This window comes from Luteimonas soli, from assembly GCF_042648865.1.
Lineage (GTDB): Bacteria > Pseudomonadota > Gammaproteobacteria > Xanthomonadales > Xanthomonadaceae > Luteimonas > Luteimonas soli.
On record NZ_JBHRYA010000001.1, the window covers coordinates 320,343 to 333,828 of the forward strand.

11 protein-coding genes and 1 pseudogene are annotated in these 13,486 nt (G+C 69.5%); 4 read left to right on the forward strand and 8 right to left on the reverse strand.

Annotation, left to right across the window (positions count from 1 at the left end; translation table 11 throughout):
- Positions 1 to 147 precede the first annotated feature (147 nt).
- The gene (locus ACFONC_RS01500) at positions 148 to 1,392 is read left to right on the forward strand and encodes a threonine/serine exporter family protein (protein WP_386741796.1); all 1,245 of its coding nucleotides are present in this window, start codon (positions 148 to 150) and stop codon (positions 1,390 to 1,392) included.
- A 191-nt stretch (positions 1,393 to 1,583) separates the two neighbouring features.
- On the opposite strand, the pseudogene ACFONC_RS01505 reads toward ACFONC_RS01500, so the two are convergent.
- The 4 genes and pseudogenes from ACFONC_RS01505 to ACFONC_RS01520 form a co-directional block, all read right to left on the reverse strand.
- Positions 1,584 to 1,943 (reverse strand): annotated as a pseudogene (locus tag ACFONC_RS01505) (H-NS histone family protein); the annotation flags it as partial.
- Positions 1,944 to 2,243: 300 nt separating this feature from the next.
- Positions 2,244 to 3,962, reverse strand: coding sequence for a proline--tRNA ligase (locus ACFONC_RS01510; RefSeq protein ID WP_386742205.1), 1,719 nt, complete (start codon positions 3,960 to 3,962; stop codon positions 2,244 to 2,246).
- 102 nt (positions 3,963 to 4,064) lie between these two features.
- Positions 4,065 to 4,352 carry a DUF4124 domain-containing protein gene (locus ACFONC_RS01515; RefSeq protein ID WP_386741797.1) on the reverse strand — a complete coding sequence of 96 codons (288 nt, stop codon included), beginning with the start codon at positions 4,350 to 4,352 and terminating at the stop codon, positions 4,065 to 4,067.
- A 24-nt stretch (positions 4,353 to 4,376) separates the two neighbouring features.
- Positions 4,377 to 4,781, reverse strand: a complete 405-nt coding sequence (locus tag ACFONC_RS01520) for a DUF4124 domain-containing protein (protein ID WP_386741798.1) — start codon at positions 4,779 to 4,781, stop codon at positions 4,377 to 4,379.
- A gap of 133 nt (positions 4,782 to 4,914) precedes the next feature.
- Between ACFONC_RS01520 and pssA the strand changes: the two genes are divergently transcribed.
- The 3 genes from pssA to rimI all read left to right on the forward strand — a co-directional run bounded on the left by pssA (position 4,915) and on the right by rimI (position 6,467).
- Positions 4,915 to 5,694: a CDP-diacylglycerol--serine O-phosphatidyltransferase gene (gene pssA, locus ACFONC_RS01525; RefSeq protein ID WP_386741799.1), complete on the forward strand. Its 780-nt coding sequence runs from the start codon at positions 4,915 to 4,917 to the stop codon at positions 5,692 to 5,694.
- Positions 5,691 to 5,954 carry a hypothetical protein gene (locus ACFONC_RS01530; RefSeq protein WP_386741801.1) on the forward strand — a complete coding sequence of 88 codons (264 nt, stop codon included), beginning with the start codon at positions 5,691 to 5,693 and terminating at the stop codon, positions 5,952 to 5,954. Before pssA ends, ACFONC_RS01530 begins: the two co-directional genes overlap by 4 nt.
- An 81-nt stretch (positions 5,955 to 6,035) precedes the next feature.
- Entirely contained in the window at positions 6,036 to 6,467 is a 432-nt protein-coding gene (gene rimI, locus ACFONC_RS01535) for a ribosomal protein S18-alanine N-acetyltransferase (RefSeq protein ID WP_386742206.1), read from the forward strand.
- On the opposite strand, the gene ACFONC_RS01540 is transcribed toward rimI, so the two are convergent.
- The 4 genes from ACFONC_RS01540 to ACFONC_RS01555 all read right to left on the reverse strand — a co-directional run bounded on the left by ACFONC_RS01540 (position 6,464) and on the right by ACFONC_RS01555 (position 13,361).
- On the reverse strand, positions 6,464 to 8,080 hold the full coding sequence (locus ACFONC_RS01540) for an amidohydrolase (protein ID WP_386741803.1): 1,617 nt from the start codon (positions 8,078 to 8,080) through the stop codon (positions 6,464 to 6,466). The genes rimI and ACFONC_RS01540 overlap by 4 nt on opposite strands.
- 55 nt (positions 8,081 to 8,135) lie before the next feature.
- Entirely contained in the window at positions 8,136 to 11,168 is a 3,033-nt protein-coding gene (locus ACFONC_RS01545; RefSeq protein WP_386741804.1) for a valine--tRNA ligase, read from the reverse strand.
- A gap of 177 nt (positions 11,169 to 11,345) precedes the next feature.
- Positions 11,346 to 11,771 carry a DNA polymerase III subunit chi gene (locus ACFONC_RS01550; protein ID WP_386742207.1) on the reverse strand — a complete coding sequence of 142 codons (426 nt, stop codon included), beginning with the start codon at positions 11,769 to 11,771 and terminating at the stop codon, positions 11,346 to 11,348.
- A 102-nt stretch (positions 11,772 to 11,873) separates the two neighbouring features.
- Positions 11,874 to 13,361 carry a leucyl aminopeptidase gene (locus ACFONC_RS01555; RefSeq protein WP_386741806.1) on the reverse strand — a complete coding sequence of 496 codons (1,488 nt, stop codon included), beginning with the start codon at positions 13,359 to 13,361 and terminating at the stop codon, positions 11,874 to 11,876.
- Positions 13,362 to 13,486 lie beyond the last annotated feature (125 nt).

Consider the following 13,486-nt stretch of genomic DNA (forward strand, 5'->3'; position numbering starts at 1 on the left):
GCGCTGTCGGGTTCTCCGTGTCCGGCGGGCCGCCCCGCGGTAAGGCGATGGCGGCGAGCATACAGGCTACCAAGCCCGGCGATCGGCGACGAGAACGGCGATCGGCGGCAGGTTACAGCGGTCGCGTGCGCATGCGATGCTTCGCCGATGTCAGAAGGCTTCCAGACCATCGGCTACGCCGCCCGCATCGCCTTCGTGGTGGAGCTGGCCGAGCGCCTGCACACCTACGGCACCACCGCGCAGCGCCTGGAGGGCGCGCTGATCCTGGTATCGCAGAAGCTGGGGCTGGACTGCGAGCCGATCGCCAACCCGACCGGCATGGTGCTCTCGTTCAGCGATCCTGCGCGGCCGCCGGGCGACAGCGACACCACCCGCGTGATCCGGGTGCCGCCGGGCGACAACGACCTGGCCAAGCTCTGCGAGGCCGACCGCATCGCGGAGGACGTCGTCGCCGGACGGGTCGGGTTGGCCGAAGGCTACGCCGCGCTTCGCGCGCTCGACCGCCCGCCGCTGCCGCGCGAGAAGATCATGCTGGCGCTGGCGTTCGGGCTGGCCTCGGCGAGCGTGGCCGGGCTGCTGCGCCTGCCCTGGCTGGACATCGGCACCGCCGGCCTGATCGGCCTGCTGGTCGGCGTGGTCGACTGGGTGTCCGCATCACGCCCGCGCCTGCGCGAGGCCAGCGAGGCGATCTCGGCGATGCTGGCGGCGACCGTCGCGATCCTGGTGGCGAAGTTCGTCGGCCCGCTCAACCTCAACACGGTGGTGATCGCGGCGCTGATCGTGCTGATGCCGGGCATGTCGCTGACCAACGCGGTCAACGAGCTGACCAGCCAGAACCTGATCTCGGGCACCGCGCGCTTCGCCGGCGCGATCAGCACGATGCTCAAGCTCACCGTCGGCACCATGATCGCGCTGACCGCGGCGCAGGTGCTGGGCGTCGACCCGCAGGTGCGCGCGCTGCGGCCGCAGCCGGACTGGGTGGAGTGGGGCGCGCTGCTGACCGGCGTGCTGGCGTTCGCGGTGCTGTTCCGCGCGGCCCGCCGCGATTATCCCCTGGTGATGGCGGCGGCGATGGTCGGGTATCTCATCCCGCGGCTGGTCGGGGACTCCTGGGGCAGCACCGCCGGCATCTTCATTTCGGCGCTGGTGCTGACCGCTGCCGGCAATGCCTACGCGCGCTGGGCGCAGCGGCCCGGCGCCCTGGTGCGCGTGCCCGGCATCATCCTGATGGTGCCCGGCAGCGCCAGCGTGCGCAGCGTGCTGACGCTGATCCAGCAGCAGGATCTCGCCGCAGGCCAGCAGGCGGCGCTGGCGGTGGTCAACATCCTGCTCGCGCTGATCGCCGGGCTGCTGTTCGGCAACCTGCTGATGCCGACGCGGCGGAATCTTTGAAGGCCGGGATTGGGGATTCGGGATTCGGAAAAGCAGGGGTTTTCGCAGGAGCGGCGGGAGCCGCGGGCTTTTCCGGCATCCGTCGAGAGATCAACGGCTCGCGGCTGAAGCCGCTCCCACAACAGCGCTTGGTTCCTGGAAAGAAAAACGCCGGCGTGAGCCGGCGTTTTCCCTGATGTCGCTCCCGATCACTTCTTGATCAGGAAATCCTCGACCTTCTTGCCCTTCTTCGTCAGTGCGGCCATCCAGCGCGGCTGCTTGCCGCGGCCGGTCCAGGTTTCCTTGGGGTTGGCCGGGTTGCGGTACTTCGGCGCGACCTTGCCCAGCTTGCGGCCCTTCTTGGCCGCCTTGCGCGGCGCCGCCGCCGACTTCGTGGCGCGGCCACCGAACAGTTCGGCGATGGTGTAACCCTCGGCCTCGGCCAGCTGGCGCAGCTTGCTGCGCACCGTGGCGACGGGCTTGCGCTTCTTGAGCGTGGTCTTGCGGGCCTTGGCCTTGGTGATCAGCGTATCCAGCTCTTTGGCCGACAGGCCGTTCAGATCGATTGCCATCAATATCTCCGGATTATCTCGGGGGGATGAAGCCATTCCGTGGCAGTTTCGCGATGGTAATCGTAATTGCGTGGCTATCCAAAATTCAGGTCGGCGCGCGGGCGGGGAATATCACGTGATTCTGCGTAATCCGCCGAGGTCATGACGTCTTCAGGTTCTTCGCATCGTCGGCGGCGCAGCCCTGGCCAACGCACGACATGCACCGTAGGTCGGGCCTACGTGCCCGACACCCGCGTGCCCGACACCCGCGTGGCCGGAAAGCCGTCGGGGGCGTAGCCCCGACCTACGGCGGGAGGGTTCTCAGGATTTGGGTTGGCGCAGGCGCGCGAGCAGCGTTTCGCGATCGAGGTTTTCCGATTCTTCCGCGTTGCGCGCACGGTATTCGAACGTGCCCGCTTCCAGGCCGCGCCCCGAAACCACAACGCGATGCGGGATGCCGATCAGTTCGATGTCGGCGAACATCTGGCCGGGGCGCAGGCCGCGGTCGTCGAGCACGGTTTCGATGCCGGCGTCGGACAGTTCGCGATACAGCGCTTCGGCCGCGGCGGACACGGCGTCGTCGCGCTTGGGGTTGATCACGCACACCGCGACGCGCCACGGCGCCATCGCGTCGGGCCAGAGGATGCCGTTGGCATCGAAGTTCTGCTCGATCGCCGCTGCAACGATGCGCGAGATGCCGATGCCGTAGCAGCCCATCTGCAGCACGCGCGGCTTGCCCTGTTCGTCGAGCACCGTGCAGCCCATCGCTTCGGCGTACTTGCTGCCGAGCTGGAACACGTGGCCGACCTCGATGCCGCGCACGATGCGCAGTTCACCGCCGTCGGCTGCGCGGTCGCCTTCGACCACGTCGCGGATGTCGGCGACGTGGTCGGGTTCGGGCAGGTCGCGGCCCCAGTTGACGCCGGCCAGGTGGAAGCCGGGCTCGTTGGCGCCGACCACGAAGTCGGCCATCGCCGCGACCTCGCGGTCGGCGAGCACGCGGATCGGCTGCTTCGGTGCGACGGGGCCCAGGAACCCGGGCTCGCTGCCAAGATGCGCGAGGATCTCCGCCTCGGTGGCCATGCGGTAGCCGGCCAGGCCTTCGACCTTGGCGAGCTTGATCTCGTTGGCGTCGTGGTCGCCGCGCACCAGCGCGAGCACGAACTGGTCGTTGCCGTCCGCGTCGGCGCCGACCAGCGCGATCGACTTGGCCGTGCGCGAAAGGTCGATGCCCATCAGCGCGGCCACGTCTGCGCAGGTCTTCTGCGTCGGCGTGTCGACCTTGCGCAGTTCTTCGGCCGCGGCCGGGCGCGGGCCGGGCTGGGCGGCCTGCGCGGCCTCGATGTTGGCGGCGTAGTCGGAGCCGGTGGAAAACGCGATCGCGTCCTCGCCCGAATCGGCCAGCACGTGGAACTCCTGCGAGGCATCGCCGCCGATCGCGCCGCTGTCGGCCTGCACAGCGCGGAAGCGCAGCCCGAGGCGGGTGAAGATGCGCACGTAGGCCGCGTGCATCGCCTCGTAGGAGCGCTGCATGCCGGCCGCGTCGATGTCGAACGAATAGGCGTCCTTCATCAGGAACTCGCGCGCGCGCATCACCCCGAAGCGCGGGCGGATCTCGTCGCGGAACTTGGTCTGCACCTGGTAGAAGTTCAGCGGCAGCTGCTTGTAGCTGGCCAGCTCGTTGCGGGCGAAGTCGGTGATGACTTCCTCGGCGGTCGGTGCGTAGCAGTATTCGGCGTCCTTGCGGTCGCGGATCTTCAGCAGCTGGCCGCCGAACTTCTGCCAGCGTCCGGTCTCTTCCCACAATTCCTTCGGCTGGATGGTCGGCATCAGCAGCTCGAGCGCGCCGGCGCGGTCCATTTCCTCGCGCACGATCGCCTCGACCTTGCGCAGCACCCGCAGTCCCAGCGGCGACCAGGTGTACAGGCCGGCGGCGAGCCGGCGCAGCATGCCGGCCTTGAGCATCAGCCGGTGGCTGGCGATCTCGGCTTCGGCGGGCGTTTCCTTTTCGGTGTGCAGGTGGAATTGCGACAGGCGCATGTGGGCGGCGGTTGGCGAAGGGTTGGACATTCTGCCATGCGGCCTTCCGGTTTCCCTGCCAATGCGAGGACCTGGCCGGGCGCGGGCCCGCTCGGCCGTGGCTCAGCGCGGGCCCGGCGGGCGATCGCCGTGCACTTCGATCGCGGGGTCGGGTTCGATCGGGATGCGCTCGTACTTGCGCCCCTTGGGCGCGGTGTCGGTCACGTGCAGGGAGCCGCTGTCGTCGCGCCAGCGATACAGGACCGGGCGCGAGTCTTCGTAGTCGGCGGCGGCGGCCTGTTCGGCGCGGGCCTGCTTTTCGCGTGCCTGTTCCGGGGTGTCGCGCGACAGCCACCAGGCCGCCGCCACGCCGGCGACGAGTCCCAGCAGCAGTGCCCAGCGCAGTTGCATCGGCCGCCCCGGGGTGCCGTGGCGCTACTTGCCGGCGGGCGCGTCGTCGCCGGGGCAGTTCGCCTTGAGCAGTGCGCGCGCGAGGTTGAGCTGGTTGGCGCGCTCGGTGTCATCGAGGGTCTTGTCGGGCTTGCCGTCGCCGTCGGTGTCCTGCTGGACCGGGCTTTCGCTTTCGAGCAGGGCGATGTTCGCGCGCGAGGTGGCGCACTGCGACGACTCGGCGGGTTCGGTGGACGCCGTTTCGACCGGCCTGGCCGGGCTGCGACCGCTTTCGGTGCGTTCGGTGTAGCTGCCGCTGGCGGGTGGTGTTTGCGAATAATGGGTGACGCCGTTGGAATCCTTCCACTGGTAGAGATCCTGCGCGCAGGCGGCGCCGGTGGCGAGCAGCAGGGACAGGCCGATCAGGGTGGGCAGCGCGTGGCGGGGCATGGCGGGATCCTGCGGGAAGCGGTCAGCCCGGCGATTGCAGCACCGCCGGCGCGCTTGCGCAAGCCGCGGTGCGTCGAATCGTGACCGCCCGACGCCCTGCCGCGAGGCCGCCGGGGCGGATACACTCGCGCCCATGGACGACCAGCCCCAGCAACGCCCGCGCGGCCGCGGCATCTACCTGCTGCCCAACCTGTTCACCACCGGCGGCCTGTTCGGCGGCTTTTTCGCGATCATCGCCGCTTCGCAGGGACGGTTCGAGGCCGCCTGCGTGGCGATCTTCATCGCCGCCATCCTCGACGGCCTCGACGGGCGCGTGGCGCGGCTGACCAATACGCAGAGCGAATTCGGCGTGCAGTACGACTCGCTGGCCGACCTGATCAGCTTCGGCATGGCGCCGGCGCTGGTGATGTACCACTGGTCGCTGGTGGCGCTGAAGCTCGATGGCGGCACGCTGGGCAAGATCGGCTGGCTGGCGGCGTTCCTTTACGCCGCATGCGCCGCGTTGCGGCTGGCGCGCTTCAACAGCCAGGTGGCCAAGGTCGACAAGCGCTGGTTCATCGGCCTGGCCAGTCCGGCGGCGGCAGGGCTGATGGCCAGCTTCGTCTGGACCTGCCACGGGCTGGACCTGAGCGGCGACGACCTGCGCTACGCCGCACTGGCGGTCACCGTGGTCACCGGCCTGCTGATGGTCAGCGGCCTGCGCTACAACAGCTTCAAGGGCGGGCGCGGGCCGAAGGGCGACCGGGTGCCGTTCTTCGCCCTGCTGATCGCGGTTGCGGTGATCATCGCGCTGGTGATCGCCCCGGCCGAGACGCTGCTCATCGCTGGCACGCTGTACGCGCTGTCCGGGCCGGTGCTGTGGTTCAAGCGCCGCAAGCTGCCGGCCGAGGGCGAGGCGGGGCCTCCCGCGTGAGCTGGGATCCGCTGCAGCAGGAAGTCCTGGAGGCGCTCGGCCACACGGTCTACCGGGCCGTCGGGCCCGAGCCGGCGGCGCTGCCCGACGACCCCCTGCTGCACGCGCTGCTGCGCGCGGCCGGACGCGATGCCGATGCCGCGGACGCCGCGGCGCTGTGCCGCGACTGGATCCCGACCGCGCGCCTGCGCGACCCGGCCGCCAAGCGGGCGCTGTGGCCGCGGCTGCGCGCACTGCGTGCCTCCGCGCGGCCGCGCTGAGCAGGAGGCGCGAGGGCCGTGAGCGCGATCGCCACCGACCGGGCCAACGGGGCCGACAGGGAAAAAGGCCGGCTGCGGCCGATGCGCGAAGACGACCTCGAAGCGGTGATGGAGATCGAGCGCCGCGCGTATCCGTTCCCGTGGACCCACGGCATCTTCCGCGACTGCCTGCGCGCCGACTATCCGGCATGGATCCTGCACGAGGATGATCGGATCCTCGGCTACGGCGTGCTCAGCATCGCCGCCGATGAATCACACGTGCTCAACATCTGCATCGATCCGCAAGTGCAGGGCCAAGGGCTCGGCCGGCGCCTGCTGCGCGCGCTGCTCAAGCTGGCCGGCGGGCACGGCGCCCGGCGCGTGTTCCTCGAAGTGCGGCCGTCGAACCCGCACGCGATCGCGCTGTACCACGACGAGGGCTTCAACGAGATCGGCCGCCGCCCGCGCTACTACCCCGCGCACGTCGGGCGCGAGGATGCGATCGTGATGGCGATCGAGCTGCTGGGTCCCTAGCGGGCGGCCGCGGTTTCCGCCGTTTCCGTTCCAAACGCGGGGTCGCGCCAGGCGATCTCGCCGTCGATCACCGTCAGCAGGCTGGTCGTGGCCGGCAGTGCTTCGACGGGAACCGCGTCGTCGAGAACGTCCTGCGACAGCACCGCCAGGTCGGCCACGTAGCCTGGCGCGAGCCTGCCCTTCGTGTCTTCGGCGAATTCGGCATAGGCGCTGCCGGCCGTGTAGGCGCGCAGAACCTGTTCCCGGTCCAGTGCCTGCCGGGGCGAGCCGTACGGGACCTGCACGGCCCACATCATGTTGAGCCAGGGATTGGGCGGGCCGTCGCTGCCCAGCGCCAGCGGGATGCCGGCGTCCAGGAAACCGGAAAGCAGGTTGCCGGCGATGAATGCGTTCGGTGCCAACGCGAAATGCGACGGGTTCTGCACGACCACCACGCCGTAGTCGCGCGCACGCGCCACCAGGTCGCCGCGCAGGCCGTCGCCATGCTCCATGCGCAGGCGGCGCTTGCGCCACGCTTCTGCCGGCGCGACCGCGGCCATCGCGTCCAGCACGGCCGCGGCCGTGGCGTCGCCGCTGACGTGCAGCAGGGGCTGGTCGTCCCGGGCGATGATCTCGCGCAGCAGTTGTTCGATCTGGGGCTCGTCGAAGTTCAGGTGCCCGCTCGTGTTGGTGCCCGGATAGGGGCTGCGCAGCGCGGCGCCGTGTTCCAGCGGCGTGCCGTCGAGGATCCACTTGGTGCCGGACACGCGGATGCGCGGCGATCCGGCGACTTCGCGCGGCAGTCCGGCGCCATCGACCGGGTCGCCGAACGCCGCCGGGATCGGCAGCCGGATCAGGCGCAGCCGCTGCGGCATGCCGGACTGCTGCCAGAGCGCGACGAAGCGCTCGGCGGGCAGCATCGTCATGACCTGCAGCGAGGTGGTGCCGGCCTCCAGCGCTTCCCGTGCATGGGCCTGGATCGCGGTCACTTCGGCAGCATCGGGCAGCGGCGGCTGGGTGGCGCGCATCCGCCATTGCGCGTATTCGTACAGGCGCCCGTCGAAGTTCCCGTCCGCGTCCTTGCCGTACCAGCCGCCGGGGACCGGCGCGCCGGGATCGATCCCCAGCGCGCGCCGGGCGGCGGAATTGACCATCGTGCCGTGCCCGGTCATGGCCATCAGGATCACCGGGCGCGTGGGCTGCAGGGCGTCCAGCGACGCGATCGTGAAGCCGGGGTCCTCCAGCACTTTCGCGCCGATCGACGCGCTCAGCCAGCCGTCGCCGTCCTTTGGCTGCGCGCCGAGGGCATCTTCGAGTTCGGCGCGGTCCGGGTCGGGGGATGGCAGCGCCAGGTAACTGGATTGCCACCAGGCGCCCAGGTGGACATGGGCGTCGTTGATGCCTGGCACGACCCGGCGGCCTGCCAGGTCGATGCGACGGGCGCCGGCATCGGCCAGCGCGAGGATGTCGGCATCGTTGCCCACCGCCGTGATGCGGCCGTCGTCGATGGCGACCGCGCTGGCCGTGGGACGCGTCGGGTCGCCGGTCCAGACCTTGCCATTGTGGAGGACCAGGTCGATCGCGAGTGCCGGCGCGGAGGCCAGCAACAGGGCACAGCCAAGCAATCGAAGCATGCGAGCCCCTCCTGGGATGGATGCAGGAAGCTACGCGAACGGCGGCCGCGAGCGGTCAGTCCAGCCGCGCGCGCTGCGCGGTGAGCGCCTCGAGCTTGCTGCTCCAGTCGGCCAGGCGCTTGCGCTCCTGCTCGACCACGGCCGGAGGGACGTTGCCGCCGAACTTCGCCAGCTTCGTCTCGCTCTTGCCCTTCTCGGCGGCGACCTTGGCCAGCTCCTTGTCCAGCCGGGTGCGCTCGGCGGCGAGGTCGACCAGGCCTTCGAGCGGGACGAACAGCTGCAGTTCGCCGACCAGGGCGGGCGCGGCGGCCGGCGGTTCGCCGTCCAGCGTTTCGATGCGTTCGACGCGGCACAGGAAGCGCAGCTGCGCGTCGAGGTGGGCGATGCGCGCGGCATCGTCGGCGCCGCCGCCGCGGACCAGCAGCGCCACCTGCTTCGACGGCGACACGCCCAGCTCGCTGCGGATCCGGCGCACGGCCGAGACCATCGCCTTGAGCCACTCGATGTCGGCATCGGCGCGCGCGTAGGCGGCGGTGTCGAGGTCGCCGGCCTGCGGGTACGGCTCGACCATGATGCTGCCGGACTTGCCAAGCTTCGGCGCAATCGCCTGCCACAGCTCCTCGGTGACGAACGGCACCAGCGGATGCAGCAGCCGCAGCAGCGCGTCGAGCACGTGGAGCAGGGTGTGGCGGGTGCTGTCGGCGGCGGCCTTGTCGTCGCCCAGCAGGGCGGGCTTGGCCAGCTCCACGAACCAGTCGCAGACTTCGTTCCAGGCGAACTCGTACAGCGCCTGCGCGAGCAGGTCGAAGCGGTAGCTGGCGAAGTGTCCGGCGGCCTCGGCGCTGACCGCGTCCAGGCGCGCGAGGATCCACTTCTCCGCGTCGGTGACGGGTTGCAGGGCACACCCATCCCCACCCAACCCTCCCCTTGAAGGGGAGGGCTGGAAACCCTCGGTGTTCATCAGCGCGAAGCGGGTCGCGTTCCACAGCTTGTTGCAGAAGTTCTTGTAGCCCTCGGCGCGAGAGAGGTCGAACTTGATGTCGCGGCCCGGCCCGGCCAGCGCGGCCATGGTGAAGCGCAGTGCGTCGGCGCCATGGGCGTTGATGCCGTTCGGGAACTCCTTGCGCGTGGCCTTTTCGATCCTCGGCGCGTCCTGCGGCTTCATCAGGCCGGTGGTGCGCTTGGCGACCAGCGCGTCCGCGGTGATGCCGTCGATGATGTCCAGCGGATCGAGCACGTTGCCCTTGGACTTGGACATCTTCTGCCCGTGCGAGTCGCGCACCAGGCCGGTGATGTAGACATCGCGGAACGGCACGCGGCCGACCAGGTGGTCGGTCATCATGATCATCCGCGCGACCCAGAAGAAGATGATGTCGAAGCCGGTGACCAGCACGCTGGTCGGCAGCGCGACGTCGAAGCCGCGCTCGCCCATCGCGTCCTCGTTGGGCCAGCCCTGGGTGCTGAAGGGGAACATCGCCGACGAGAACCATGTCTCCAGCACGTCCGGATCCTGCCGTAGGGCGGGTCTTGACCCGCCGTCCTTCGAACCGCCTTCCGCATCACCGCCCTTGCCCGGCGGGTTGAAACCCGCCCTACGGTAGGCCTCTTCTTCGGTGCGGGCCACGTACACGTTGCCCGCGTCGTCGAACCACGCCGGGATGCGGTGGCCCCACCAGAGCTGGCGGCTGATGGTCCAGTCCTGGATGTTCTCCATCCAGTGGCGGTAGGTGTTGATCCAGTTCGGCGGGACGAACTTCACTTCGCCCGGCTTTCCATCGACGCCTTCGACCAGTTCGAGGCCGCGCTTGGCCAGCCCGTCCATCTTCACGAACCACTGGTCGGTCAGGAACGGCTCGATCACCTGGCCGCTGCGGTCGCCGAACGGCTGCATGATCGGCTTGTTGTCGACCACCGGCGCGCCTTCGGCGTCGGTGACGGCCAGGCCTTCGGCGGTGATTGCTTCGATCACGCGGGCGCGGGCCTCGTAGCGGTCCAGGCCGCGCAGGTCGTCGGGGACCAGGTTCACGGCCGACACGTCGCCGACGTCCTCGCCGCGCGCGGCACGCCCGGCAATGGCCGCACTCTCCCCGTAGCCGAGTCCGTCGGTGCGCATCCGCGCCGCGTCGTCCATCAGCGCGTAGAGCGGGATGTCGTGGCGGCGCGCGACCTGGTAGTCGTTGAAATCGTGCGCGCCGGTGATCTTGACCGCGCCGGAGCCGAAGTCCGGGTCCGGGTGCTCGTCGGCGATGATCGGGATCTGGCGGCGATGCTGCTTCGGCCCGACCGGGATCTCGCACAGCTTGCCGACGATCGGCGCGTAGCGCGCGTCGGACGGATGCACCGCCACCGCGCCGTCGCCGAGCATGGTTTCCGGACGGGTGGTGGCGATGGCGATGTAGTCGCGGGTCTCGCGCAGGGTGACGTTGCCGTCGGCGTCGCGCTCGATGTACTCGTAGGTTTCGCTGCCGGCCAGCGGGTACTTGAAGTGCCACATGTGGCCGGGCACTTCGCGGTTCTCGACTTCCAGGTCCGAAATCGCCGTCTTCAGCACCGGGTCCCAGTTCACCAGCCGCTTGCCGCGATAGACCAGGCCCTGCTCGTACAGGCGCACGAAGGCCTCGATGACCGCGTCCGACGCCATCGGGTCCATGGTGAACACGCTGCGCGACCAGTCGCCGCTGGCGCCCAGGCGGCGCATCTGGCGTTCGATGGTGTCGCCCGACTGCGCCTTCCACTCCCAGACTTTTTCGATGAACTTCTCGCGGCCCAGGGAATCACGGGTTTCGCCCTTGCCTTCGAGCGCCAGGTTGCGGCCGACCACCATCTCGGTGGCGATGCCGGCGTGGTCGCTGCCCATCTGCCACAGCGTGCGGAAGCCGCGCATGCGGTGGTAGCGCACCAGCGCGTCCATCAGCGTGTGCTGGAACGCGTGGCCCATGTGCAGGGTGCCGGTGACGTTCGGCGGCGGCAGCAGGATCGTGTACGCCGGCCCGTCGCCCGCCGGCGCGAACACGCCGCTGGATTCCCACTGAGCGTAGAGGCGGGTTTCGAAGGACTTGGGGTCGTAGCCGGTGGCGAGGGTGGTCATGGTTCGAATGGCGGAGTGGGACTGCGGTTAAAAGGAAACCATCTGCTTTTACCCCCTTTGCAAAAGGGGGTATGGGGGATTTGCTCTTGCGGAATGGCAAGAGCAACGGCAAATCCCCCTCAATCCCCCTTTTTCAAAGGGGGAGAAAGCGCCAAGGGCATGGCCCTGGCGCTTCCACTACATGTCGTGCTTGGCCACGTCCAGTCCGCGCGCCTTGTACTGCTTCCAGCGCTCGCGCAGCGGTTCGCGCGCGGAGTCGTCGGCCGGCACCACTTCAAGCACGCGCTCGAAGCTGCCTTCCACCGCCGCGTCGCGCAGGTTGATCACCAGCGGGCGCAGCGGCGCGTCGACCTCGGGTGGTGCGATCAGCACCGCCGCTTCGTCCTCGTCCACGTCGGCACCGGCGATCTGGTGCGGGATGTAGGCGTCCTCGCCCATGTCCCACAGCATGTCGTCCAGTGCCTCGGCCTGGCCCGCGTCACGCGCCAGCACCAGCGTCCACAGCCCGGCATCGTGGGCCTTGCGTGCAAGTTCGCAGACCAGCTTCAGCGGTTCGTCGCGGAAGCGCGGCTTGGCGATGAGGTAGAAGTCGGCGCGCGGCATCGAGAGTGACTGGTGATTGGTGATTGGCAAGAGCAGGTGTGTGGTGATCGGCGTTTCAAAGGCGGCTTTTGCCGTTTCGAATCACCAATCACCAATGACGAATCACGCCGCGCCGGAGGCGCGGTCCAGCAGCCACTGGCTCAGCAGGCCCACCGGCCGGCCGGTCGCCATGCCGCGCTTGCCTTCGCCGCTGGCGGTGCCGGCGACGTCCAGGTGCGCCCAGCGCTGGCCTTCGGTGAAGCGCGACAGGAAGCAGCCGGCGGTGATCGCGCCGGCCCAGCGGCCGCCGATGTTGTAGACGTCGGCGAAGGTGGAATCGAGCATGCCCTGGTATTCGTCCCACAGCGGCAGGCGCCAGGCGCGGTCGAAGACGTTCTCGCCCGCGGCCAGCAGTTCGTTGCCGAGGTCGTCGTGCTTGGTCATCAGGCCCGAGGCGTAGCGGCCCAGCGCGACCATGCACGCGCCGGTCAGCGTGGCGACGTCGACGGTCGCCTGCGGTTCGTATTTCTGCACGTAGGTCAGCGCGTCGCACAGGATCAGGCGGCCCTCGGCGTCGGTGTTGCCGACCTCGATGGTCTTGCCGGACATGCTGGTGATCACGTCGGACGGGCGGTAGGCGTTGCCGTCGATGGCGTTCTCCACCGCAGGCACCACCACGACGAGGTTGATCGGCAGCTTCATCTTCACCGCCGCGACGAAGGTGCCGATCACGGTGGCGCCGCCGCACATGTCGTACTTCATTTCCTCGATGCCGCCCTGCGTCTTGAGGTTGACGCCGCCGGTGTCGAAGGTGATGCCCTTGCCGACCAGCGCGAAGGGCTTGGCGTCGCCGCCGCCGTTCCAGCGCAGCACCACCAGGCGCGGGCGGTTGGCCGAGCCGCGCGCGACGGCCAGCAGCGAGCCCATGCCGAGCGCTTCCATCCGCTGCTCGTCGAGGATCTCGGACTCGGCGCCGTTGTCGGCGGCGAACTTGCGCGCCTGTTCGGCGATGTACGCCGGGTTGCAGATGTTGGCCGGCAGGTTGCCCAGGCCGCGCGCGAACTCGACGCCTTCGGCGATCGCGACGCCCTGCGCCAGCGCGGTGGCGTCGTCGCCGGCGATGGCCAGCGACTTCAGCCCGCTGTCGTCGTGCTTCGCCTTGTTCTTGTCACCCAGGGTGGCGGTGTAACGGTAGCTGGCGTGATCGGCGGCGATCACGGCCTGGCGGATGTTCCAGGCCTTGTCGCGGCCGGGGACCTCGAGTTCGGACAGGGTGAACAGCGCGCTCGCGCCGGCGCCGCCCTTGAGCGCGCGCGCGGCGTCGGCGACGGCCTTCAGGTACTGCGGCACCGCGAACTTGGCCTTCTCGCCCAGGCCGACGACCAGCACGCGCGGCGCGGTGACGCCGGGCAGGTCGTGCAGCAGCGCGGTGCGGCCGGTCTTGCCGGACACGTCGCCGCGCTCGACCAGGGCCTGCAGGCGGCCGCTGCTCGCACCGTCGACGGCCTGCGCGGCCGGGGACAGCGACTTGTCGGCGAAGACCCCGACGACGAGGCAATCGGTGGTGGCGGAGACGGGTGCGGACGGGTTCAGCGCGAATTCGAGGGTCATGGGGTCTTTATGGGTCTCTTCTGGAAAAGCGGATGGCCGCGCGGCAGCGAACGGAAAGTGAAGCCCGGCTCGTCCATGGCTGGCATGAACGAATCCTCACAGGTCCCGGGAAGTGTTCCTTACAA

What these genes read in the sequence shown, in the direction of transcription:
- ACFONC_RS01550 (WP_386742207.1), bottom strand. Translation starts at nt 11,771, where the DNA reads ATGCCGCGCGCCGACTTCTACCTCATCGCCAAGCCGCGCTTCCGCGAC.
- ACFONC_RS01500 (WP_386741796.1), top strand. Translation starts at nt 148, where the DNA reads ATGTCAGAAGGCTTCCAGACCATCGGCTACGCCGCCCGCATCGCCTTC.
- ACFONC_RS01555 (WP_386741806.1), bottom strand. Translation starts at nt 13,361, where the DNA reads ATGACCCTCGAATTCGCGCTGAACCCGTCCGCACCCGTCTCCGCCACC.
- ACFONC_RS01515 (WP_386741797.1), bottom strand. Translation starts at nt 4,352, where the DNA reads ATGCAACTGCGCTGGGCACTGCTGCTGGGACTCGTCGCCGGCGTGGCG.
- ACFONC_RS01520 (WP_386741798.1), bottom strand. Translation starts at nt 4,781, where the DNA reads ATGCCCCGCCACGCGCTGCCCACCCTGATCGGCCTGTCCCTGCTGCTC.
- pssA (WP_386741799.1), top strand. Translation starts at nt 4,915, where the DNA reads ATGGACGACCAGCCCCAGCAACGCCCGCGCGGCCGCGGCATCTACCTG.
- ACFONC_RS01540 (WP_386741803.1), bottom strand. Translation starts at nt 8,080, where the DNA reads ATGCTTCGATTGCTTGGCTGTGCCCTGTTGCTGGCCTCCGCGCCGGCA.
- ACFONC_RS01545 (WP_386741804.1), bottom strand. Translation starts at nt 11,168, where the DNA reads ATGACCACCCTCGCCACCGGCTACGACCCCAAGTCCTTCGAAACCCGC.
- rimI (WP_386742206.1), top strand. Translation starts at nt 6,036, where the DNA reads ATGCGCGAAGACGACCTCGAAGCGGTGATGGAGATCGAGCGCCGCGCG.
- ACFONC_RS01510 (WP_386742205.1), bottom strand. Translation starts at nt 3,962, where the DNA reads ATGCGCCTGTCGCAATTCCACCTGCACACCGAAAAGGAAACGCCCGCC.